Annotated in this window: 19 protein-coding genes; 6 read left to right on the forward strand and 13 right to left on the reverse strand. The window is 36.7% G+C overall.

Annotated features, from left to right (window positions below; translation table 11 throughout):
• Positions 1-244 precede the first annotated feature (244 nt).
• Together QWT87_RS05605 and QWT87_RS05610 are read right to left on the reverse strand one after the other, a co-directional pair.
• Entirely contained in the window at positions 245-1,873 is a 1,629-nt protein-coding gene (locus tag QWT87_RS05605) for an NADP-dependent glyceraldehyde-3-phosphate dehydrogenase (protein WP_302714528.1), read from the reverse strand.
• Positions 1,874-2,849: 976 nt separating this feature from the next.
• A complete protein-coding gene (locus tag QWT87_RS05610; protein ID WP_302714530.1) occupies positions 2,850-3,545 on the reverse strand; it encodes a TonB-dependent receptor plug domain-containing protein in 696 nt (231 codons plus the stop codon).
• Between the two features lie 336 nt (positions 3,546-3,881).
• On the opposite strand from QWT87_RS05610, the gene QWT87_RS05615 reads away from it, so the two are divergent.
• Positions 3,882-4,382 (forward strand): hypothetical protein, encoded by a 501-nt coding sequence (locus tag QWT87_RS05615; RefSeq protein WP_302714531.1) that lies wholly within the window; start codon positions 3,882-3,884, stop codon positions 4,380-4,382.
• 151 nt (positions 4,383-4,533) lie between these two features.
• On the opposite strand, the gene QWT87_RS05620 is transcribed toward QWT87_RS05615, so the two are convergent.
• Both QWT87_RS05620 and QWT87_RS05625 read right to left on the reverse strand, forming a co-directional pair.
• Positions 4,534-4,803, reverse strand: a complete 270-nt coding sequence (locus QWT87_RS05620; protein ID WP_302714533.1) for a hypothetical protein — start codon at positions 4,801-4,803, stop codon at positions 4,534-4,536.
• A 5-nt stretch (positions 4,804-4,808) separates the two neighbouring features.
• Complete coding sequence (locus QWT87_RS05625) at positions 4,809-5,579, reverse strand: Rossmann-fold NAD(P)-binding domain-containing protein (protein WP_302714535.1); 771 nt, start codon at positions 5,577-5,579, stop codon at positions 4,809-4,811.
• Positions 5,580-6,101: 522 nt separating this feature from the next.
• On the opposite strand from QWT87_RS05625, the gene QWT87_RS05630 reads away from it, so the two are divergent.
• Positions 6,102-6,890, forward strand: coding sequence for a hypothetical protein (locus QWT87_RS05630; protein ID WP_302714537.1), 789 nt, complete (start codon positions 6,102-6,104; stop codon positions 6,888-6,890).
• A gap of 276 nt (positions 6,891-7,166) precedes the next feature.
• On the opposite strand, the gene QWT87_RS05635 is transcribed toward QWT87_RS05630, so the two are convergent.
• From QWT87_RS05635 to QWT87_RS05675, 9 genes are all read right to left on the reverse strand, one after another.
• Entirely contained in the window at positions 7,167-8,057 is an 891-nt protein-coding gene (locus QWT87_RS05635) for an alpha/beta hydrolase (protein ID WP_302714540.1), read from the reverse strand.
• 379 nt (positions 8,058-8,436) lie between these two features.
• Positions 8,437-10,422, reverse strand: coding sequence for a urocanate hydratase (locus tag QWT87_RS05640; protein WP_302714542.1), 1,986 nt, complete (start codon positions 10,420-10,422; stop codon positions 8,437-8,439).
• Positions 10,423-10,690: 268 nt separating this feature from the next.
• The gene (locus QWT87_RS05645) at positions 10,691-11,110 is read right to left on the reverse strand and encodes an endonuclease domain-containing protein (RefSeq protein ID WP_302714544.1); all 420 of its coding nucleotides are present in this window, start codon (positions 11,108-11,110) and stop codon (positions 10,691-10,693) included.
• A gap of 187 nt (positions 11,111-11,297) precedes the next feature.
• Positions 11,298-15,500 (reverse strand): T9SS type B sorting domain-containing protein, encoded by a 4,203-nt coding sequence (locus QWT87_RS05650; protein ID WP_302714546.1) that lies wholly within the window; start codon positions 15,498-15,500, stop codon positions 11,298-11,300.
• Between the two features lie 203 nt (positions 15,501-15,703).
• A complete protein-coding gene (locus QWT87_RS05655) occupies positions 15,704-15,997 on the reverse strand; it encodes a hypothetical protein (RefSeq protein ID WP_288458833.1) in 294 nt (97 codons plus the stop codon).
• Positions 15,998-16,049: 52 nt separating this feature from the next.
• Entirely contained in the window at positions 16,050-17,024 is a 975-nt protein-coding gene (locus tag QWT87_RS05660) for a 2-hydroxyacid dehydrogenase (RefSeq protein ID WP_288458835.1), read from the reverse strand.
• Between the two features lie 106 nt (positions 17,025-17,130).
• Positions 17,131-17,358 carry a prevent-host-death protein gene (locus QWT87_RS05665; protein ID WP_288458837.1) on the reverse strand — a complete coding sequence of 76 codons (228 nt, stop codon included), beginning with the start codon at positions 17,356-17,358 and terminating at the stop codon, positions 17,131-17,133.
• Positions 17,359-17,393: 35 nt separating this feature from the next.
• Positions 17,394-17,819: a DUF1801 domain-containing protein gene (locus tag QWT87_RS05670; RefSeq protein WP_288458839.1), complete on the reverse strand. Its 426-nt coding sequence runs from the start codon at positions 17,817-17,819 to the stop codon at positions 17,394-17,396.
• Positions 17,820-17,988: 169 nt separating this feature from the next.
• On the reverse strand, positions 17,989-18,642 hold the full coding sequence (locus QWT87_RS05675; RefSeq protein ID WP_302714550.1) for a protein-L-isoaspartate(D-aspartate) O-methyltransferase: 654 nt from the start codon (positions 18,640-18,642) through the stop codon (positions 17,989-17,991).
• Between the two features lie 157 nt (positions 18,643-18,799).
• Here QWT87_RS05675 and QWT87_RS05680 point away from each other — a divergent pair, with 157 nt between their 5' ends.
• The 4 genes from QWT87_RS05680 (at position 18,800) to QWT87_RS05695 (ending at position 23,395) form a co-directional block, all read left to right on the forward strand.
• Positions 18,800-19,762 carry a Gfo/Idh/MocA family protein gene (locus tag QWT87_RS05680; protein WP_288458842.1) on the forward strand — a complete coding sequence of 321 codons (963 nt, stop codon included), beginning with the start codon at positions 18,800-18,802 and terminating at the stop codon, positions 19,760-19,762.
• Between the two features lie 319 nt (positions 19,763-20,081).
• Positions 20,082-21,803: a cellulase family glycosylhydrolase gene (locus QWT87_RS05685; protein WP_302714552.1), complete on the forward strand. Its 1,722-nt coding sequence runs from the start codon at positions 20,082-20,084 to the stop codon at positions 21,801-21,803.
• Positions 21,804-22,074: 271 nt separating this feature from the next.
• Positions 22,075-22,950 (forward strand): CGA/CIA family class A beta-lactamase, encoded by an 876-nt coding sequence (bla-A, locus tag QWT87_RS05690; RefSeq protein WP_302714554.1) that lies wholly within the window; start codon positions 22,075-22,077, stop codon positions 22,948-22,950.
• Positions 22,951-22,981: 31 nt separating this feature from the next.
• Complete coding sequence (locus tag QWT87_RS05695) at positions 22,982-23,395, forward strand: hypothetical protein (protein WP_302714556.1); 414 nt, start codon at positions 22,982-22,984, stop codon at positions 23,393-23,395.
• Position 23,396 lies beyond the last annotated feature (1 nt).

Consider the following 23,396-nt stretch of genomic DNA (forward strand, 5'->3'; position numbering starts at 1 on the left):
AAAATTATATTCAGAATGACAGATTTTTTACTGTTTTAAAGTAAAACACATAAGTCACATGAGTTTTTATTTTAAATATTAAAAGATCACATGAGAAGAAAATCAAAGATTTTCATAAACTAATGTGTTCTGATATAAAGTTTAGAAATTATTATAAAATCTTATGTGACTTATGTGTTTAAAAAAAACTCTTAAGCCTGTTAACTTTTAATAAAGTTTCAAAATCAGGTTAAAAGATCAGAAACTAAAAAATATAATCCGTACTCAGGAAATTAGAATCATGATCTCTTACAATCGTGTTCAGGAGATTTTTATTAGAATCTGTAACTTTTGCAGCAACCAGAGAACGGATTGAGAACGAACGAAGCGCATCAAAAACAGAAAGCGTTCCTTCCGCACTGTCTTTTCTTCCGGTGAACGGAAAAACATCCGGTCCGCGCTGAGCCTGACAATTGATATTCACTCGGCTTACCAGATTCACAAAAGGATCGATTAATCTGGAAACTTCCATCGCATCTTCACTGAAAATACTCACCTGCATTCCGTGATCTGCATGAACCTGATAATCGATGGGTTCCTCGATATCATCAAAAGGAACCACCGGAATTACAGGACCGAACTGCTCTTCATGATACAGCTTCATTTCATGATTTACCGGATAAACGACTGCCGGAAAAACAAAAGATTCTTCTGTAAAACCACCGTTTTCATTTAAAACTTTAGCACCTTTCGACAGCGCATCATCTATACACTCTTTCAAGTAAGAAGGCTTATTCACTTCCGGAAGCGGAGTAATTTTCACATCCTTTTCCCATGGAAGTCCCGGTTTCATTGCCGAAACAGCTTCCGTTAATTTGCGGGTAAATTCTTCTGCCACTTCTTTCTGAACGAAAATTAATTTTAAAGCGGTGCATCTCTGTCCGTTAAAAGAAAGAGATCCCAAAATACATTCACTCACCGCAACATCCAGATTGGCGTGTTTTGTAACAATAGCCGCATTCTTAGCATCTAAACTTAAAATCGCTCTTAAACGATTAACTTTCGGATGAAGTTTTTTCAGTCCGTTCGCAACTTTACTCGATCCGATGAATGCAAGAACATTCACCTTTCCGCTTTCCATAATCGGCGTAATAATTTCAGAACCTTTTCCGTACAACGTATTTACAGTTCCTTTCGGGAAAGCTTCTTTAAAAGCATTTAATAAAGGGTAATGTGCTAAAACACCATGTTTTGGAAGTTTAAACAGAATCGTATTTCCCATAATCAACGCAGGAATAAGCGTCGTGAAGATTTCATTTAAAGGATAATTGAAAGGTCCCATGCTTAACACCACACCAAGCGGCGCTCTTCGGATCTGGGCAATCGTACCTTCCGCCTGCTGAAAACGGGAAGATTCTCTGTCGAGATCTTTCAGCGCATCAATCGTCTGGTTGATGTAATCCACCGTTCTGTCGAATTCTTTGGTTGAATCTGCTAATGTTTTTCCGATCTCCCACATCAGCAATCTGATCACAAGATCTCTCTGCTGAATCATTAAGTATACAAATTTCTGCATACATTTTATTCTCCCTTCCACAGACATTGTTGGCCACTCTCCCAGTCCGTTGTCATATGCTTTTACACAGGCTTCCAAAACTTTCATGGCTTCATCGGGACCGATATTCGGGATACTTCCCAACAGTTTTCTCTCCAGACCTTTTTCTGTACGAATACAGACAGGGGAATAAATATTCTGCACATCGCCATTCCATTTCACCAGTTCTCCGTTGAGAAGATATTCACGCTGATGAATTTCAGGAACTTTATATGCTTCGGGAATTTCGTTTTCGGATTTGAATATTTCATGAAATAACGGTCTGTTTGCTGAACTCATAAATCTTTTATTTTTTTAATATTGGTAAGGTTAAAATTTGTCTATACTAAAGGTAGACCTAAAAATTGGTTTTAAAATACTCCGTGTAATAGATTTGCTCTATTTAAAACAAAAATTAACATTCCGTTTCCAGATTAAAGAAACCTATCATTTTCTTTTTGTGTGATCTTGTAAGTATTGAAAATAAAAACTCATGTGATTGATGTGTTACATCTTGAAACAGTAGAGTTACTCCGTTATTCAGAATGGAATTTTCCGGAGCTTGATGCAATGAAGAATCTCTTAAAATACAGTTGTTTTAGATTTTTCGACTCCACTTCGTTGCACCCAAAATAACAGCCTTGCAGGTTGATGAGTTTTTAAACACTTAAGTCACATAAGATTTTAAATAGATTAAGCATTATATTAGAACACATTAGTTTATGAAAATCTTTGATTTTCTTCTTATGTGATCTTTTAAAATATTTAATTAAACTAAACTTATGTGACTAATGTGTTATATTTTAAAACAGTAAATCTGTCATTCTGAATGGAATTTTGCGAAGCATTATGCAATGAAGAATCTTTTAAAATGTAGTTTTTGAGATTTTTTGGCTCCGCTTCGTTGCGCTCAAAATGACAGTGTTGCAGAGTGAAATATAAAAGTTTTTAAACACATTAGTCACATAAGATTTTAAATAATTTCTACACTTTATATCAGAGCACATTAGTTTGTGAAAATCTTCGATTTTCTTCTTATGTGAACTTCTAATTATTTTATTAAACTAAACTTATGTGACTAATGTGTTATATTTTAAAAAAGTAAAACTGTCATTCTGAAAGGAATTTTGCGAAGCATTATGCAGTGAAGAATCTCTTAAAATGGAATTATTTGAGATTTTTCGACTCCACTTCGTTACGCTCAAAATGACAGCCATATCAATTAAAAATTTTTGATTAGTATAGTATTTTGCTATTATTATTTACATTGAAAAAATCATTTCGTCTTTACCAGAATAACTCCGTTTTTTCCTTTCTCACCATAAATTGCAGTTGCTGAAGCTCCCTTCAAAATATTCATTGTTTTTATGGACTTCTGGTCTAATTTCCGGAACTTCTTTTCACTGATGATCTTTCCGTCCAGAACATACAAAGGTATGTAATCATCAATTTTGACGGAATGAATTCCTCCGAGAATCAGCCTATCCGAATGAATTGTATCACTTATCTTTACACCAGAAGTCATTCCTCTTAATTGAGCTGCAGATTTTTCAGCCGGATGTTCTTCAGAAGTTACTGTTGTAATACCGGTAACCATTTGTTTACATTCTTTCTTGGTAGTAAATCCTGTGAGAATAACCTCATCTATCATTTCCGCTTTTACAGAATCATTAACCATTTTCTTCTGCGCATTCAGTGCGACAAAGCCCGCTGTTGTAAAAACAAAGCCTACTGCAAATTTGGTAAGGAGCGAATTGAGGTAAGAATACTGCAGATCTCTGTCGAGTTGAGATTCGTTGAAATTTCCACAGATATTTTCTGATGTGGTGGAAAAAACATTGATGATTTCTTCATCCGAAGCGTTGGTGAAGTCTCTTACGGTTTTTGAACAGACTTCACAAAATCGTCCTTTGTCTTCGGGTGTCATCAGTTCCCAGTTTTCGTGACATGGTTTTGGTATCGTGATTTTCATACTGATCTTTTCTTATAAAGATGCATGGTTTGATGAAAAGGTTGGAAAAGGGAATGATTTTTTTAAACCGGATCAAAATTTTCATTAACAGCAAACCGACGGTTCAAATAATGAAGACAATAATCTAAGTTACATTTAAGCTAAAGATAAAGAATACATAAGCTTTAAAAATCTTTGATTCATGCTTTCGAAAACTTTGATTATGCTGACAATTTTTTTATGAAATTATTTTGTTGTTAAATTTAAACTGATTCAATTTATATCAATCTACTCAAAAAATTTTACGATATTTCGGAACCCAAAAACAGGACAATTATTTATTGATTTTTAATTACCATGAAGGAAGAAAATATAGAACGGCTCAATTCTCTGTTTTCCAATTTAAAAACGGAAGAACAAAAACTGCAGGAAAGTCTTGCCAAGAAGAAAAGCGAGGAAGATATGTTTATTGAAGGGTTCAGAACGCTGAGTAAAAACCTCATCGAACCCAAAATGCAGGAATTCAGAAGGATGCTGAGAGAAAACGGATTTGGCTGTAAAGTAACTTTTAATGAAGAAAATAAAAACGGTTTGGGCATTAATTCACAAACCCATATGAAACTTCAGATTTCCAGAAATGTGGAATCTAATTTTTACGCGAATGATAAATTTCCGCACATCATGTTCGTTGCCGATAAAAATCTGAAACGCATCGGAATTCATCAGGACACCATCTTCCAAAACGGAACAGGAACCGCTGCTTTTAAGGAGCAGAAATACACTCTGGAAACAATTACCGAAGAAAATATTGAAAAAGAAATTTTAGAATCGATTGAAAATATACTGATGAACAGATAAAAATAAATTGCCCGTCAATTATTTTATCATAAACCTTCTACAGGCTCAGTGTTACACCGTTGAAAATAACAGTCTGCACCGGAGAAGTCATGCTGAGCTTGTGGAAGGATCTTTTTACTTAAAAAACACTCTAAAATTTAAGTCAAAAACTCTAAAAATTTTTGGTATACCAGAAAACAATGGCTGTAAACACAAAGGTGAGAATAAACCAGACAAAAGCCGTCACTACAATTCCTGCTGCACCATACAGAATAATACTGAAGGTTTTGTTCGCGGTTCCTGAATTTTTCAACAGGGTATAAGTTTCGCCTTTAAAGAAACGAACCGCTAAAAATATCAGAATTCCAATACAGCTAACCGTAGAAAACAGCCCCCCCATTAAAGGCTCAAAAACAGATCCGCAAGATAAAACAGTCATCATTTTCATTAATTATTTACATTCAGGTGAAAATATCTCGGATCGGGATAATGAAATTCAAAATTCAGCTCTTCCATTAATTTTGCAGGGGAAATTATTCTTCCGCTTGTTCTTCTCTCCCCTTCATAAGTCAGACCTTTCTGCGCATTGATTATTTCTTCTTTGTTGGGATGAATCGGAGCAACAATATTATAAACTTTAGCCTGAGATTTCTGGTCTAACATTTTTTCAACAACCGAACAGATGTCTGCATAATGAATATGATTCACCAACTGATCCAGATGAGAGATATTGTAGTTTTTCAGCAGTCTTTCACCGCCCATTAAACCGCCTAATCTCAGGATATTGGTTTGAGGAAATTTCTCCAGAATAAAGCTTTCGCTTTCCACTTCCGCTGCCGGAAGATCATCCTCTGTAAATTCTTTTTCGATATCCGGATAAACGCCTGTGGAACTTGTATAAAAAATCTGACGGTTAAAATTTCCTATAAAACGAAGCAGATTTTCCCTTTTCCCCGTCATCGGAATTCTGGAACCTCTGAGTCCAGAAAAAGGAACGGCAACAATAATGGCGTCCAGTTCAGAAGCTGTTTTCCACGGTTTCATGTAAGCATCAATTTCATCGGAAAATTTTACCAGATCCACATGATATCCTTTAGATTTCAGAATATCCAGTTTTGATTCTGTTGTAGTGGTCGCAAAAATTTCATAGTTTTTAGACAGATGCTCCGCCAAATGATTTCCCAACCAGCCACAGCCGATGATCCCGAGTTTCTTCATATTTTTTATTTGCCGAAAATTACAATTTTATTATGGTTTTTCAGCGCTGAAAATTGTAAAAAACAAGCTAAGTATAATCATCAAAATTTCAACTTTTTATAGATAAAATATTCTTTTTGGAAAACGCAAGGACGCAATATTTTTATTCGTCTCAGATCTTTAAGGCGCAAGAAAATCAAAGATTTTCATAGACTAATGTGTTCTGATCTAAAGCGTAGAAATTATTATAAAATCTTATGTGACTGATGTGTTTAAAAACACTGTCATTTAATCTGCAACACTATCATTTTGAGCGCAACGAAGTGGAGTCGAAAAATCTAAAATAACTTCAGACTAAAGATTCTTCATTGCATAATGCTTCGCAAAATTCCATTCTGAATAACCGGAATAGTTTTGAAATGTAACCATGAAGTATTTGTATTAAATTAAAAATTTAAAAGGACCTTTCATTCATTTCCCTTCTCAACTTTTCATTACATTTGTTTCTGCAATTCAATAATCACGAAACTGCTTTCTTATTCTATGCAAAAAATTGTCATTCTGTTGTTTTTCGTTTTATCGGCATCTGTTTTCGGTCAGGACTATTTAAATAAAACCGAAAAATATGATGTGGAACTGTTTAATTATTTAGACAGTTTGACGGTGGAACGTAAAGTTCCTCTGGAGGAGTATCTGAAGTTTTCAAAGCCTTTTTCGAAATGGGATATCCGACCTTTGCAACATGAGAAAATCTATGCGCTCGATTCTGTACGCACATCAAGTGAAATCTCCAATTTCTTCTGGGGTGGTTTTTCTCAGCGGTATGAACTGACGGAAAAGGAAGCAGCAGACAAACCGAATCAGTTTTTAAAACAAGGCATGATTAACGAGGACAGGCATATTCAGTTTCTGAAGGATCATCTTCCGGAGTTTAAAACACTGGCTGCACTAGTGGGGAAAAGCAGAAATTTAATTTATGTAAACCAAAGTTCTCTGCAAAGGGTAGATGGTATTTTTAAAGAAAACAATGGATACTGGTCTTATTTGATTCCGCAAAAATCGCCTTTCCCGATCTCGGCAAAAATAAAAGCGGAAGGGAACTACCGTTTCAGCTCGTTGCAGCAACAGATCCTTGAACAGATGAAGAAAGTAAATATTTATTCGATTGTAAAAACAGACTTGGGAATGTTCTTTCTTCTGGACGGATTTTCAGATAATTCTTACGGCTATTATTTTTCTCAGTCGGGAATGCTGGAAAACAACAATCACTTGTTTGAGATCATGAGTTCCCGGAATATCAGCGACGGATTTTACTATTATATTGCGAATTAGGGAGGATTCTACAATTGAGAGATAAAAGATACGGTTTTCGACTTTGGATATGTGATCTGTAATGGCGAAGATGATAACGGAAACACTGTTGATTTTGACAAGGAATATAATAAGATATTATCGAAAGTTTTAAAAAACAAAGATTACTCTAGATAAAAAAACTGCCTAATGAAAGGCTTCTTTTATATTATGTTATCATAAAGCACGAAATATTACGTTTGGCATATTGAAAAACTCTTCATTATCCCTCCTCATAATTGAAGCAGAAAATGCACATCAGATTGTTTCTTTAAAATAATCCACTATTTTCTGAATAACAGGAGGTTGAAACCAGAAAATATCTCCATGTCCCGCATCTTTTACCATAACAAGTTTAGCATCGTTATTTTTTGCTTTCAATTGCTCGAACAACTGGATACTCTGTACAGGAGAAACAAGCTGATCTTTGGTTCCGTGCATGATCATAAAAGGAGGATGTCCGGATTTAATATGTCCTACAGGACTTGCAAATTTTGCTTTATCCAGATCCCCGAATACAGTGTTGCCCGGAGAATTGTAAAATGCAGGACCATGAAGCAAAAGAGCCTCCGTAGAAGCCGGTGAACGGTGAAATGCCTTTAGTTTTTCTTCATATCCTTCTCCAATATTAGTAAGATCGCTTATGCCAAACATAGATACAACAGAAGCCACATCGCTATTCTCATCAAGGTACTCTCCTTCTTCGAAAAAAGTTTCGCCCATTGTGGTTCCAAGCATCTGAACGAGATAGCCTCCCGCAGAATCGCCGAGAAGCCCTATCCGTAATGGATCAATTCCAAAATTTTCAGCATGTGCCTTTAGATATCGTATCGCTGCTTTACCATCAACCACAGGCGCAGGAAAAGTATCGGGAATGGTTCTGTATTCTGCTCCTGCAACTACAAAACCTGCCTGAGCTAATGCGTGTCTGATTTCATAAAACTTATTATAATCTGCTGATGTAAAACCACCTCCGGGAAAATAGAGAATAGCCGGTTTCGGTTCGTCGTTTCGCGGAACAAGCACCGTCATCTGCAATGATTTTACAGAACGCTGAGAAATAATCTGGCGGTAAACGATTCCGGTAATCATATCAATCTGTCCGTTGCTGATCTCGACACAGATTTCTTCTTTATTCTGGCTGCTCATCTTTAAGGTTTTTAGAGTTAAAAAAAGAATTAACAGATGTCCTGTAATTTTCAAATTCTTATATCAGGAGTTACTCTTGTACACTTAAAAAAGTGCCAAACTTAAAATGATATTGATTTAATGATAATTCTGGTACTGTTATCCGATGTAATTTAAAAAGGAATGTTTTGGTTTTTAGCAACTCCAACCACATAAACTATTAAAAACAGACCATTAAAACCCTTTACTTTAGCTCAGAATTTTGTTCAGAAGCCTTACATTTTAGTTCAGAATGAAACTTTTTGAAAGTCTCTGAATAAAAAAACCGGTTTTGAAGCCGGTTTGTTGTGAAACTTTGTCAAAGTTCTTAAACTTTGACAAAGTTGATTTCATTTCTAAATTAAAAAAGATTTTCATCCACAAAATTAGGGAGCGTTACTTTCAGATTCGGTTCCATTTCCATGGCTCTTTTGATGGCGAAAACAGCACCTTCATTTCTTGCCCAGCTTCGTCTTGAGATTCCGTTGTTCACGTCCCAGAACAGCATGGATTTTAATCTTCTGTCGGCATCATCGCTTCCGTCCAGCAGCATTCCGAAGCCACCGTTGATGACTTCTCCCCATCCTACTCCGCCTCCGTTGTGGATCGAAACCCAGGTTGCCCCACGGAAACTGTCGCCAATCACATTATGGATCGCCATATCTGCCGTAAATCTGGAACCGTCATAAATATTGGACGTCTCTCTGTACGGCGAATCTGTTCCGGAAACATCATGATGATCTCTTCCCAAAACTACCGGTCCGATTTCTCCGTTTTTAATGGCTTTATTGAAGGCTTCTGCAATTTTCATTCTTCCTTCGGCATCGGCATATAAAATTCTTGCCTGCGAACCGACCACCAGATTATTTTCCTGTGCTCCTTTGATCCACTGAATATTGTCTTTCATCTGCTGCTGGATTTCTTCAGGGGAATTCTGCTGAATTTCTTCTAAAACCGCACAGGCAATATCATCCGTTTTCTGTAGATCTTCCGGTTTTCCGCTCGTACAAACCCAACGGAAGGGGCCGAAACCGTAATCAAAACACATCGGCCCCATAATATCCTGAACATACGAAGGGAATTTAAATTCTCTTCCCAACGTAGGATTTTCCGCCATTACATCGGCTCCTGCTCTGGAAGATTCCAGTAAGAAGGCATTTCCGTAATCGAAGAAATAGGTTCCTTTTGCAGTATGTTTGTTGATGGCTTCTGCATGTCTTCTTAAACTTTCCTGAACTTTATCTTTAAACAGTTCCGGATCTTCCGCCATCATTTTATTGGATTCTTCAAAGCTCTGTCCCGCAGGATAATATCCTCCCGCCCAAGGATTGTGAAGCGAAGTCTGGTCTGAACCGATGTCGATTCTTAAATTCTCCTGATCGAATTTTTCCCAAACCTCAACAATATTTCCCAAGTACGCTAAAGAAACAGATTCTTTATTTTCCTGCGCCTGTCGAACTCTTGCAACTAATGCGTCAAGATTTTCATGAATTTCGTTCACCCACTTCTGCTCATGGCGGATTTTGGTAATCTTTGGATTGACTTCGGCACAAACGGTAACACAGCCTGCAATATTTCCTGCTTTCGGCTGCGCGCCGGACATTCCGCCTAATCCTGAAGTCACGAACAGTCCGCCTTTCGGATCTTTATTGATTTTTCTGAACGCGTTCAGTACCGTAATGGTTGTTCCGTGAACAATTCCCTGCGGACCGATGTACATATAGCTTCCCGCAGTCATTTGTCCGTACTGTGTAACGCCCAATGCATTGAATTTCTCCCAGTCGTCCGGTTTGGAATAGTTGGGAATCATCATTCCGTTCGTTACCACTACTCTCGGCGCATCTTTATGGGAAGGAAACAATCCCATCGGATGACCTGAATACATGACCAAGGTCTGCTCGTCCGTCATTTCAGATAGGTATTTCATCGTTAAAAGATACTGCGCCCAGTTGGAAAATACTCCCCCATTTCCACCATACGTAATCAGTTCATGAGGATGCTGCGCTACGGCATAATCCAGATTGTTCTGAATCATCAGCATGATGGCTTTTGCCTGCTCCGATTTTCCGGGATATTCAGAGATTGGTCTCGCTTTCATCTCATAATCCGGACGGAAACGGTACATATAAATTCTTCCATATTTCTCGAGCTCTTCCCTGAATTCCGGCAGTAATTCGGCATGAAATTCTGGCTCGAAATAGCGCAAAGCATTCTTCAATGCCAATTTTTTCTCTTCTTCTCCTAAAATTTCTTTACGCTTCGGCGCATGATTGATGTTGGCTTCGTAAGGTTTCGGCTGTGGCAAACGGTTGGGTATGCCCTGCTGTATCTGTTGTTGGAATGTCATGTATTTGTTGATCGTTGTTAGTTTAGTAGATTTATTTTTGTGGTTTTAAAGATATTCAAATTAGAAAATCCCTGCAACTTATGTGATAAAAATTGAAACAGCATGAAAGATTCCCCTCCTCTGGAGGGGTGGCGAAAATTCTGAAGAATTTTTGACGGGGTGGTTTTAATAATCACGAGTGATGTTTTTGTCTATGATTTTACCACCCCGTCTTCTCCCTTTGGTCGAATCCACCCCTCCGGAGGAGGGGAATTTTGTGATGAATATTTTACTTGTATTTATAATGTTCAACAATGAAATATTCTAAATCTTTCATCACAACAGACAAATTATGTCGTACATCAAAGTCTGTTATCCTGAATATTGTCAGACCTAAAGATTCCAGATATTTCTGCCTTGCCTCATCATCAACTTCTTTTCCTTCGTGGCTCCAGCCGTCAATTTCTATAACTAACCCCAGCGTTTTCACATAAAAATCAACAATGTAATTTCCGATGATTCTCTGTCTGTCAAAATCAATGTTATGAAATATTCTTGCGCGAACCTGTTTCCAGAAAATGACTTCACTCAAAATTCCGGCTTTACGTTTTCTGTGCAACAGAGGTTTTAATTTTGGATTGTAGGGAAGATTTTCCACAAAATTCCTTCGAACAGGAACTCCATTGATGATGGTAAGGATTTCTTTCATTATTTGTTGTTTTTATTGTTTTGTGTTCTTCAATTAAACCACCCCGTCAAAAATTTTCATCAATTTTTGCCACCCCTCCAGAGGAGGGGAATTTCCATTATGGAAATTTCGAAGGTTTAAGATTTTCAAAAATAAAAAACCTCACTGAACATTTCAATGAGGTTTAGTATGAAAGGATTTTTTAGATTTAATTATGATTTTTCACCACAACCCAGCCGGTAAATGTTCTGCCGTCCGGTATGGTAATTACATACCAGTAACTTGCGGTTGGAAGCACTCTTCCTTTTATCATTCCGTCCCAATAGAACTGGGTATTTGAATTCTGTTCAAAAATCAGCATCTGATAACGGTCGAAGATTTTAAGGTTAGACATTTTTGTTCCGAATACCTGAAGATCTTTAATTATCCAATGGTCATTAAGTCCGTCACCGTTTGGTGTAATTGCATTGGTGATATCCAATACCAGACCGTCTTTTTTCACAATACAGTCGCTGTCGGCAAATCTCACGTAGAATGTGGTAATTCCTGTAGGTAAATTATTGAAGCTGTTGCTTACCTGCCAATTGATACCGTCGATAGAATACAGTATTGATTTTGAACCTGTAGCATAAATAATTACATTATTGCCATTAAACTGAATGCTTGTAATAACGGGAACTTCATAATGTTTGATTTCGAAAGTCTTGGTGTAAGAACATCCGTTGTCTGCCGTCACGGTTAATGAATAAGTTCCTACTGTGTTAATTCCTGTAATCGTATTCGTTGTAGAGATGGTCTGCCCTGCAGGATTAGTCCACTGATAGCTTACAATGGTATAGTTGGTAATGTTTACAGTATAACTGCTCAATGAGCCTTCCGGACAGAAATACAATGTCGGGATATCGAAAATAGGCGTTTTCTTCAGTGAAAGCTGAATCTGAACAAGATTCGAGCAAAATCCCGGAACGCTTACTTTTACATAAATGGTACTGGAACCTGAAACCTGATTATAAAGATACGCTGAGGGATTGGCAATGGCATTGGTTCCCGCATTAAGATCTGCTAATGAAGCATAATACGTAAAGGTAACATTTGCCCCGTTATAAATCTGTGTCTGGAACTGTGTTAAATTGACCGTTTCAGATCCGTCATTTCCGATATCACAGGTTGCTAAAGGGAAAGGTCCGTTGTTCAGTAGGGTTACTTTATTTCCGTAAGTAAAGGTTATGGTTGCAATATCGTTACAGCCCGGAATATTCTGCACATTCACCCACATCTGTGCAGGGAAAGGATTGGCGGTAAAGTTGGAAGGATTGGCAATAGGATTGGTTCCGTTCTGCGCATCCAGAAGTGTAAGATAGAAGGTAAATGTATTTGCAGGATTCGGTGCATCAACCATTAAATTGGTAAAATTCAAAAGGTTCACTTCATAACTTCCGTCGAGATTTTCATCACAAACTGAAATGGTAGAATTGATGGCTTTCGGAGGGAAATACGTATTCAGCTCAATTGACGCTACGGAGTAACATCCCGTTGTATTCACCTGAAATCTTGCCCAGACCTGAACGGTAGATATATTGGTTGTAACGGTATTTCCGATCTGGTTGGCAGGATTTCCTGCGTTGGCTTCCGCCTGTGTATTATAATAAGTAACGGTGATATTCGATAAAGGATAGGTGTTCTGAGCAGGAATAAACATCTGAGAAGTAGCATCACTCAACTGGAAAGTTTCACTTAAATTAAAATCTTCATCACATTTGTTTAATACCGCATTATTAAGAACTACAGGAGGTAAGAATGACATCTGAATGGTTAATTTAACGGCTGAAAAACAATCGTTGTTATTAAATTTAACCTTTACATAAACTGTTGCAGTTCCTCCGGTAACTACAAACTGGGTAGGGTTTGTAATTTCATTGGTGAAAATGTGTGTCACCGGATCATAGTTCAGATAATACGTGAAATTCACATTGGAACTTGTTGTAATCTGGCTTTGTGCCTGTGTAAGATCATAGATTTCCGTATTGTCATTATTGTTGTCACAAATATTGGTCAGGTTAACTGTTACCTGAGGATTTACGGCAGGTGTAGAAGTTAATCCTACGGTGAAAGGATAAATCTGCTCACAGTTATACGAGTTGATTTTCACAAAAAACTGCTGTGTTCCGGTGAAGGTAACGTTATTCACAGGATTGTTTCCACTTGCAGCGTCTGCAGCAGTAAGGTAGAAAGTTACCGCAGCATTCTGGCTTCCAATCATCGCAGATGAAAATTGAGACAACTGTACATTTTCTGTATTGTCATTATTAAAATCACAAACCGTAAAACTGGACTGTTCGATCACCGGATGAACCAAATTGATCGTGATAGGTCTTATGGTATAACACGAATCTGAAATTTCGAAACGTACATAATAGGTCTGCGTAACAAAGTTTCCGTTGGTCGTGATGATCTGATTCGGGCTTATAGGATTTATTCCGAAACTTGCATCGGGATAATTTGAATAAAACTCTACCACAGGAACTGTTGCCGGAGAAACCAGCATTCCGTTTGAAAGGGTATTTAAATTGATACTGATGTCATCCGTTCCGTTAAAGCAGATGTATTCTGTTTTAGAATTCACCACAATTTTATTAAACGTAATATTCAGATTTACGGTAGCAACCGCAATACATCCGTTCGGAATCTGAACTCTGATAAAAATGGTATAAGTTCCTTCATGCACAGTACTTAAAACTCCTCCTGAACCTGTAAGTGCCTCATTGTAGGTGGCGTATGCGGTAAAAACAGCTCCCGGTTGTGATGAAATCAGCGGTCCGAAAGTTAAAGGAAAATCAAAAGGCTCTGCATCATCATTGTTGATATCACACGTTGAATAGTTATAGTTAATCGGAGAATTGAGATTAACTCCCGGTTTGAACTGGAAAGTGACCGGACCTAAAACATAGGTACAGTTTCCTTCCTGCAATCTTACCCAAACCGTTGTTCCTGCCGTTACATTGATGGTGCTGATTGCATTGGTGTTGTTCTGAGCATTTGCCTGTGTTGCAAAATAAGAAATTCCTGTAGTTCCGGGTGGGAAAAGTTCAGGATCCAGAAACGATAAATTATAGTTCGCTTCTACTCCATCGTTATTGGTATCACAAATCTCAACTGTATTTTTGAGTAAGCTTTTCGTCTGTAAATTTAACGTTAAAACAGCAACCCGGTAACAGCCCGGAACATTGGGATTCTGAATTCTTACATATAAAACCGTACTGGCTGTTAAAGTATAATTATTCGGCAGCGGACTGACGTTATTTTGGGCATTCTGCAAGCTTGTATGAAAGCTGAAGACAAAATTCGCCGGATTCTGTGTGGTTACATTTCCCTGAAAGCTGCTTAAAGTAAGGTTTACGGGATTGTTTCCGCAGTAATCCTGTGTGAAATTTTTAGCAGCGGGATAAGTAGGATCAAATGTTAAAGGAAAATCATCTGTTAAAGTTAGGGTGCTGGTTCCGCAGGTATTAAATACCGCAGTTGCCGTATACACTTCATTCTGGGTAGGGCAAATTGTTGCCTGAATTCCTGTAGCAACCGTCTGACCTGCGGAATTCGTCCACATTACATCCGGTTGAATGGCATTTCCAAGCGGATTAAATCTATATCCTTCCTGCAAAGCCTGCCAAACGCCCGTATTTCTGTTGGGAGGAGAAACACCGAGTGTTCCGTCTGCATTAATTACGCCTATTAAAGCATTTTCAAATTTTCTTGTCGGACACGGCGTTGGTTTTTTATCCACGAAAACCTCAATCACATTCGTGGTTTCATGCAAAACAATCTGCGAAGAAACTCTTTCTGTACATCCTGCAATTCTTCCTTCATAAAAACTGATTACGAATTTTCTGTAGGGAGCCGTTCCGATGGTGGAATAATATATTTCGGAGGGATCATTTGCAGAAAAAACCATGTCGTTGTACACTCCGAAAATAGAATTTTTGGGAAGACTGACATTGGGATTCTGCCACTGAACATTGGGATAGTTAATGTTTCCCAACTGGCTCAGATCAAAAGTAACCATTCCGTTCGAGCCGACAACCAAGGCATTGAAATTCTGATTGTAAAAACAGAACTGAAAAGGCAGATCCAGTTTGGTAGGAAAAGCATCATCATAATTAGCATTAAGCGGAGTTCCCTGATTCAAAGCAATGGGAGGGGCAAAAGCCTGTGAAACGACTTCATAATTTGTGGTCTGCTTAATGACAGGATACTCCACATGAAGATCAATACAGCCGTTTGCATTAAGACCATTGGTACAGGTAACATTAAAGCTCTCGTTGCCGACTGCGTCTTTGATGATGATATTTCCGGGAGTTTGGGCAAGCCCGAAAACACTCATCCATACAAGGATAAATTGTAAAGGTTTTATCATAATCAAGCTTTCTTTTTAATCACTATTTATTGATAAATTTACCATTTTTTATGACACAATTATCAATTGTAAACAATTATTTACATGGTATTCATAACAAATTTTTAAATAAGTTCATAATATAATAATTTACAATATAAATATAGACAAAAAAAACCTTGCCTGAACAGCAAGGTTTACAATTATTTGATACTGAGTTGATATTATCTTAAAACATCGTCATTTTCCTCTTCATGATCGTCATCATTATCACTCAGACTCCAGTAGTTATTTTCTTCATCTTCACTCCCGATTTCTTCCATTTCATCATCATCTTCCACTCCGGGAATATCCAATCCTTTATCCAGTTTGTCATCATCATTTTTTTCATTAAAAATTGGTTTTCCGTTTCCGTCTAAGGAAATATGCTCTTCCTGATTAAAAATATCTTCACTGGATTTATACTCTCGTTGTTCCAGTCTTCTTTCCTGTTCCTGTTCGCTGTTTTCGGGTATCATAATGCTATTTTTTTGGTGTTACTTATCATTAAACAAAAATAGTTCCAAGATATTAACCGTAAATTTCCGGATTTACACAGGCAGGCATTTTTTCTCCTTTCGAAAATGCGATAAGATTTTCAGCCGCCAGTTTCGCCATACCATTTCTTGCTTCTTCCGTCGCAGAGCCAATGTGAGGAAGCACACAAACGTTAGAAAGTTCTAAAATAGGATCATCTTTAAAAATAGGTTCAGGATTAGTAACATCAAGTCCTGCTCCCCAGATTTTGTGTCCTGAAAGTGCATCGTAAAGATCTTTCTGATGATGAAAGCCTCCTCTTGCGGTATTGATGAAGATTGCATTCTTCTTCATTTTATCGAAAACAGAAGCATTAAAAAGCTCTTTCTGCTCTGTTTTGAAATTGGCATGAATGCTCAAAACATCGGCTCGTTCAATAAGTTCGTCAAAAGAAACATATTGGGCTCCCAAATTCTTTTCTGCTTCTTCATTGCGGTGACGATTATGATAAATAATATCCATATCAAAAGCAGCTTTGGATTTTTTTGCCATTTCGTACCCAATTCTTCCGAGACCGAAAATACCTAAAGTTTTTCCGTATAATTCCTGACCTAAAGCTTGGAGAGGATCAAAATCTCCCCAGTTTCCGGATTTTACTTTTTCAAAATTATAACTTGCTCTTCGGGCAACCGACTGCATAAGTAAAAATGCAACATCTGAAGTTGCCTTGCTTAACACATCGGGTGTATTTCCGACTGGAATCTTTCTTACATCGGCTTCCTTAATATCCACATGATCAAAACCTACGGAATATAAAGCGATCGCCTTAATATTCGAGCATTCGTTGAAGAAGTCTTTATCGAATTTAAACTCTCCTCCCACGCTTAAAATGGCATCATTGCTTTTGCAGTAACTCAGCCATTCTTCATGTGAGAGGTTTTCATGTTCAGGAATGAACATTTCAAGATTTGCGTCTTTAAGAAGCTGCATTCCTGCTTCAGGAATTTTTTTGTTGATGAATATTTTCATATTTTTTTGTGATGGTTAAATGATTTCTTCAAGTAAAAAACCTCACTTTTCGCAAGCAAGGTTTTTCAACTTTAATATTAAAAATTATACATTAAATTTATTTTTTCTAAGATTCGGATGCCAGTTCTTCTATTTCTTCCCAGATTTCCAGTGCAGATCTTCTTACTTTTCTTTTCGGTTCCGACTTTTTAGCTTTGAAATCCTTTATCTGAAGATTATTTTCGGATTCTTTTTTATCCTGATTAACTTCTGCTCTGTTTCGGAAATTCATTTTAAAACTGTTCTGAATATTACTGAAATCTTGTAATATTTTAAATCTTTTGGTATTCATCATATTAAGATTTTAGTTAATTAGACAATTATGACTATTCAATTTTCGTTCCGAATTTTGAAGAAATGTTTTTTTTGAATTAAAATTAATTCACCTTTCCTCTTCACTATATTTTTATAATCCCACTGAATGGTTTTAGATTTTTTTAAAGCTCTTTTCAGATCTTCTTCATTAATTTCTGAGACACTATTATAAAAAACAGACGCATCCTGAAATTTTCCTCCATGAACGTTCAGAAATTCTTCATTGAAAGATTTGCCGCTCCAAAACATAAGTCTTATTCCATTTTTTTGTTTGCTATATCCTGCAATCGGATTTCCGTCTAAAAACCAGACAGGATGAGAATGCCAGATTTTAGATTCAGCATCAATAAGATTCTCAGAGAGAATTTCAGAAAGTCTTTCGCAGATTTCCCGATCGGATTCCGCTTGAGAACTGTTATATTTTGAGATTTCAGAATTCATTTTTATTTTTTAACTCTTTAAAATTAAAAAATTTATTCTGTTTTATTTTATGTGTTGAAGCAAGTTTGGGCTAAAGCAAAATTGAATGAATTTTTACTGTCCGAAAAGATATTCTTCAATTTATTTCTGAAAACGGTCTTACCCTTCATCCATCCCAATTAAACAAACATCACTGATTTGTATTTCCAAGCATCGGAACAAATTTATAAGCCCCGAATTCCTCTTTTTCAAATTCGGTCTGTGAGATTTTTGTAAATCTGTATAAAACCTGCTCATCGGTTGGTCCGAGAGGAATAACCATTTTTCCTCCGACTTTAAGCTGTTTCAGAAGTTCGGTTGGCAAAACGGAAGCGCCGCAGGTCACGATAATTTTATCAAACGGAGCAAAAGTAGGAAATCCGGCAAAGCCATCTCCGAAACTCTGAAATTTTGGATATAAATTCATTTCACGAAGTTTCTTTTTGGAAAAATCGAAAAGATCTTTTTGTCGTTCAACCGTATAAACATGGGCTTTCATTGCCATTAAGACGGCGGTCTGATAGCCACAACCGGTTCCTATTTCCAACACTTTTTCTCCTTCTTTCACCTGCAGAAGTTCAGACTGTTCGGCAACGGTTGAAGGATGCGAAATCGTCTGATGCGCAAGAATAGGAAAAGCTCGGTCTTCGTAGGCAAAATCTTCGAAAATACTTTCAATAAAAAGGTGTCTCGGAACTTCATTCATCGCTGAAAGTACGTTTTCATCCGAAATCCCGATTCTGTTTCGGAGATATTCCACTAAAATCTTTCTTTTTCCTTTATGTACAAACGAATCTTGCGCCATTATAGATAGTAGTTATTAGGTTGCAGGTAACAGTTTGCACAAAAATATGAAATTTTGTCGGGGGTTAAAAACTGTTGCACGCAGTTTTTAATTTTCTGATAGGGGTCTACGTACAACCAACAACAAATTGTTATATTTACAGAAATTTAATACAGCTATGTTGAAAGCAGGTTTGGTAGGAGCCGGACATTTAGGAAAAATACATTTACGACTTTTAAATCAGTCAGATAAATACGAATTCATCGGTTTCCACGATAAAGACGTAGAAAACGGAAAAAAACTGGAAGCGGAATTCGGGTATAGATATTTTGAGAATTTTGAGGAATTGCTGGAGCAGATCGATATGCTGGATATTGTAACGCCCACCATTTATCATTACGATTATGCGCTAAAAGCAATTGAAAAAGGTCTGCATTTTTTCATTGAGAAACCGGTTACCCAAACATTGGAACAGGCGGAAGAAATTCTTCAGAAATGTCAGGAAAAAGGTATCAAAGCTCAGGTAGGACACGTTGAAAGGTATAATCCTGCGTTTATTGCAACGAAAGAGTATATTAAGAATCCAATGTTTATCGAGATTCACCGGTTAGCAGAATTCAATCCGCGCGGAACAGATGTTTCTGTGGTTCTGGATCTGATGATTCATGATCTGGATATTTTATTAAGCATTGCTAAATCTAAGGTTAAAAATATTCACGCAAGCGGCGTTTGTGTGGTTAGCAAAACACCGGATATTGCGAATGCGAGAATTGAATTTGAAAACGGATGCGTTGCGAATTTAACGACTTCCAGAATTTCGATGAAAGCGATGAGAAAGAGCCGTTTCTTCCAGAAAGACGCTTATATTTCCGTTGATTTTCTTGAGAAAAAAGCGGAAGTGATCCGCATGAAAGATGCACCTGAACACCCTACTCCATTCGATATGATTATTGAAAACGCAGAGGGAGAGAAAAATCAGATTTTATTTGAATATCCGAATATTCAGCCGAATAATGCCATTTTGGATGAACTGAATTCTTTTGCAGACTCTATTACAGAAGACAAACACGTAGAAGTTTCTATTGAGGACGGAACGGAAGCGCTGAAAGTGGCTTTGGAGATTATGAAGTTAATTTCTTAAATTTTTTAACACAAACCGCACAAATATTTTCACGAACAACACGATAATTTATTGATAGAAACGGGCTAAAAACCCGTTTTTTTATGCTCAATCGGCTTTAACCAAACTTAAAGAGCCTATTTCCATTTCATCGAAACAGCACTAATTTTCTCATTCTTCCCGATCCGGAGGTGCACCACACAATATTCGTAATCATCATTATTTTTTTCAATTCAATTTCTGTTTTTAATATTATTCAACATATTTTAAATATATTTGCCATTATTCAACAATAATTTCTTTATAACAATCCCTTAACAATTCAATAATTAAAATCACTATGAAAAGAGCCATCCTATTATCCGCTTTTTTATTGTCTCAATTTGGGACATCACAACTTTTAAAAACACAAGGTGAAAGAATTATTAATGATAAAGGTGAAAATATTCAGTTGCGAGGTCTCGGCTTGGGAGGCTGGATGCTTCAGGAAGGATATATGCTGAAAACAGCCGACTTTGCAGGTCCGCAATACAAAATCAAGGAGAAAATTGCTGAACTTATTGGTGAAGACGGAATGAATGAGTTTTATAAGGCTTATCTGAAAAACGGAATTACCAGACAGGACATTGATTTTCTGAAAAAAGCAGGATTTAATTCGATCAGACTTCCAATGCATTATAACCTGTACACTCTACCGATTGAAAAAGAATCTAAAAAAGGAGAAAATACATGGCTGGAAGAAGGTTTTAAAATGACTGATGATCTTCTGAAATGGTGCGCGGACAATAAAATGTACCTGATTCTCGACCTTCACGCAGCACCGGGCGGACAGGGAAATGATGTGAATATTTCTGATAACGACAAATCGAAACCTTCTCTTTGGGAAAGTGAAGAAAATCAGAAAAAAACAATTGCACTATGGAAGAAACTAGCCGAAAGATACAAAAATTCTCCATGGATCGGTGGTTACGACTTAATTAACGAACCGAATATCAATTTTACAGGAAAAAATATAAACGGAACGGATGAAATGTCGAATGCTCCGCTTTGGAAACTTCAGAAAGAAATTACGGAAGCGATCCGTACTGTTGATAAAAAACACATCATTATTATCGAAGGAAACGGATGGGGAAATAATTATAACGGTTTAACGCCGCTTTGGGACGATAATATGGTCTTCAGTTTTCATAAATACTGGAATAATAATGATGACGCCACGCTGAAATTTGCACTGGATTTAAGAGAGAAACACAAAATCCCGATCTGGCTGGGCGAAACAGGCGAAAATTCAAATGTATGGTTTACAGAGCTGATCCGGCTTTTAGATAAACACAACATCGGTTACGCATTCTGGCCAATGAAAAAAATCGATAATATCGCAGGAATTACCAACGTAAAAATTACTCCGGAATACCAGAAATTATTGGATTATTGGAAGAACGGAGGTGAAAAACCATCTAAAGAATTCGCCAGGAAAGCTTTGATGCAAATCGCCGAAAACTACAAATTCAGCAATGTTGAAGTTAAAAACGATGTGATTGATGCGATGTTCAGGCAGACAAAAGACGGTTCCACAAAACCTTTCAAGAATCTTCAGGCTCCCGGAAAAATCTTTGCAACCGATTATGATTTGGGAAGAATGGGTTCTGCTTATTCGGATAAAGATTTCATTAATCTTTGGGTGAGCGATCCTGCAAAAAGATCGGAATGGAATTCAGGAAATCAACTGAGAAATGACGGTGTTGATATTTACAGAACAAAAGACAATGAATATTACGTCGGAAAAACGGAAAGCGGAGAATGGCTTCAGTATACCATCAACTCAAAAGCAGATAAAACGTATACTTTCGACATAAAATATGCCAGTGAAAACGATGTGAAAATACGGATTGAGGATGCTTCCGGAAAAAAATTAGCTTCAGTTTCGTTGGCTTCAACAGGCGGAAATGAAATTTGGAAAACGGCTTCTGCAAAAGGAATTCATCTTAAAAAAGGAGAAAATAAAATCAGAATTTATTTCGAAAATGATGGGGTTAATCTGAATTATTTTGAAGTGAGATAAAGAAAAAATCATAAATTGCAAATCCCTTTTAGTTTCTAAGAGGGATTTATTTTTAAAACTATTTTAAATTTTATTTTAACCGCAAAAGAAGGAAATTTTTAACACTTTAGTTATTTTAAGTTCAATACTTAAATAAAAAAAAGAACACATAAGTTTAAAAATCAAAGATTTTTATCCTTTACAAACTTTTGATCAACTAAAAAGTATTTAAACATTACAGAATTTCTTTTGCTTCTTTTGCGGTTAATAAAAATATGATTAAACAAATATTATGAAAAAAATCACCTTATTATTTCTTTTGATTTCGGCCTTTGTTTTTGCCCAGAAATCCTCTTTAGAAACGCAAATCAACTCCATTATTAAAAATAAGAAAGCAACGGTCGGAATTTCCGTTCTGGGATTCGAAAACGGCTTTACGTACAATAAAAATGCTGATAAAAAACTTCCGATGCAGAGTGTTTTCAAGTTTCATATTGCTGCTGCGGTTTTAGATTATGCAGATAAAGGAAAACTTTCTTTGGATCAAAAAGTTACCCTTAACCAATCGAATTTACATGAAAATACATGGTCGCCTCTTCGCGAAAAATATCCAAATGGCGGTACTGTTCCTCTAAGTGAAGTTATTGAATACACCGTTGCTAAAAGTGACAATAACGGCTGTGATATTCTTTTAAAATTATTAGGCGGAACGCAGGTTGTTCAGAAATTTATGAATGCTAAAGGGGTGAAAAACTTTCAGATCAAATACAATGAAGAAGCGATGCATAAAGACTGGAACGCACAGTATGAAAATTATAGTACAACGAATTCCGCGGTTGATGTGCTGAAAAAGTTTTATGACGGAAAATTATTATCAAAAAAATCGACCGATTATCTGATGAAAGTAATGCTTTCCACTTCCACAGGAACAAATAAATTAATTGAGCAGCTTCCGAAAGATACACCTGTAGCCAGAAAAACGGGATCTTCCGGCAAGAATAATGCAGGTTTAACGGGTGCTGAAAATGAAATTGCGATCATCACTTTACCGAATGGCAAGCATTATGCAATAGCTGTATTTGTCAGTAACTCAACGGAAACAACCGAAGTGAACTGTAGAATGATTTCAGACATTTCAAAAACAGTCTGGGATTATTTTAATAAGTAAAAATTTAAGCTTAATTTTAAAACCATTAAAAATGAAAAAAATAGTATTAATAATCGGGTTATTCACTTCCGCAGTATTTTTTGCACAGAAAAGCGAAAATTATCTGCAGGTAGGCTATCACAGTATTTGCTGCGGAACACCATCGGATAAACCTGTGATGAATTTTATTAATCAGTTTCAGAAAAAAAACAAAATAAAAAATTTCGAAGTGTACAAACAAAGCGGTTTGGGAAGAGAAGGTGAATTTAACATTTATATCGGAACAGATACATTCTCCAGAACCCAGAAAACCAAATTTGTAGAAGGACTGAAAGCTGCCATCAATACTCAGAACCAAATGAAAAGACCTAACAGAGACGGGAATGTAAGTTTTGATGAAACGTTGATGGTAAAAAAAGCAGATCTTTCCAATGCACGAAATTTAACTTTAATCAACAGCAAATAAT

Origin of the sequence: Chryseobacterium urinae, assembly GCF_030518295.1 — a bacterium.
In the GTDB taxonomy this organism is placed as follows: domain Bacteria; phylum Bacteroidota; class Bacteroidia; order Flavobacteriales; family Weeksellaceae; genus Chryseobacterium; species Chryseobacterium mucoviscidosis.

Coding starts and splice junctions, on each gene's coding strand:
- QWT87_RS05605 (WP_302714528.1), bottom strand. CDS start 1,873: ATGAGTTCAGCAAACAGACCGTTATTTCATGAAATATTCAAATCCGAA.
- QWT87_RS05610 (WP_302714530.1), bottom strand. CDS start 3,545: ATGAAAATCACGATACCAAAACCATGTCACGAAAACTGGGAACTGATG.
- QWT87_RS05615 (WP_302714531.1), top strand. CDS start 3,882: ATGAAGGAAGAAAATATAGAACGGCTCAATTCTCTGTTTTCCAATTTA.
- QWT87_RS05620 (WP_302714533.1), bottom strand. CDS start 4,803: ATGATGACTGTTTTATCTTGCGGATCTGTTTTTGAGCCTTTAATGGGG.
- QWT87_RS05625 (WP_302714535.1), bottom strand. CDS start 5,579: ATGAAGAAACTCGGGATCATCGGCTGTGGCTGGTTGGGAAATCATTTG.
- QWT87_RS05630 (WP_302714537.1), top strand. CDS start 6,102: ATGCAAAAAATTGTCATTCTGTTGTTTTTCGTTTTATCGGCATCTGTT.
- QWT87_RS05635 (WP_302714540.1), bottom strand. CDS start 8,057: ATGAGCAGCCAGAATAAAGAAGAAATCTGTGTCGAGATCAGCAACGGA.
- QWT87_RS05640 (WP_302714542.1), bottom strand. CDS start 10,422: ATGACATTCCAACAACAGATACAGCAGGGCATACCCAACCGTTTGCCA.
- QWT87_RS05645 (WP_302714544.1), bottom strand. CDS start 11,110: ATGAAAGAAATCCTTACCATCATCAATGGAGTTCCTGTTCGAAGGAAT.
- QWT87_RS05650 (WP_302714546.1), bottom strand. CDS start 15,500: ATGATAAAACCTTTACAATTTATCCTTGTATGGATGAGTGTTTTCGGG.
- QWT87_RS05655 (WP_288458833.1), bottom strand. CDS start 15,997: ATGATACCCGAAAACAGCGAACAGGAACAGGAAAGAAGACTGGAACAA.
- QWT87_RS05660 (WP_288458835.1), bottom strand. CDS start 17,024: ATGAAAATATTCATCAACAAAAAAATTCCTGAAGCAGGAATGCAGCTT.
- QWT87_RS05665 (WP_288458837.1), bottom strand. CDS start 17,358: ATGATGAATACCAAAAGATTTAAAATATTACAAGATTTCAGTAATATT.
- QWT87_RS05670 (WP_288458839.1), bottom strand. CDS start 17,819: ATGAATTCTGAAATCTCAAAATATAACAGTTCTCAAGCGGAATCCGAT.
- QWT87_RS05675 (WP_302714550.1), bottom strand. CDS start 18,642: ATGGCGCAAGATTCGTTTGTACATAAAGGAAAAAGAAAGATTTTAGTG.
- QWT87_RS05680 (WP_288458842.1), top strand. CDS start 18,800: ATGTTGAAAGCAGGTTTGGTAGGAGCCGGACATTTAGGAAAAATACAT.
- QWT87_RS05685 (WP_302714552.1), top strand. CDS start 20,082: ATGAAAAGAGCCATCCTATTATCCGCTTTTTTATTGTCTCAATTTGGG.
- bla-A (WP_302714554.1), top strand. CDS start 22,075: ATGAAAAAAATCACCTTATTATTTCTTTTGATTTCGGCCTTTGTTTTT.
- QWT87_RS05695 (WP_302714556.1), top strand. CDS start 22,982: ATGAAAAAAATAGTATTAATAATCGGGTTATTCACTTCCGCAGTATTT.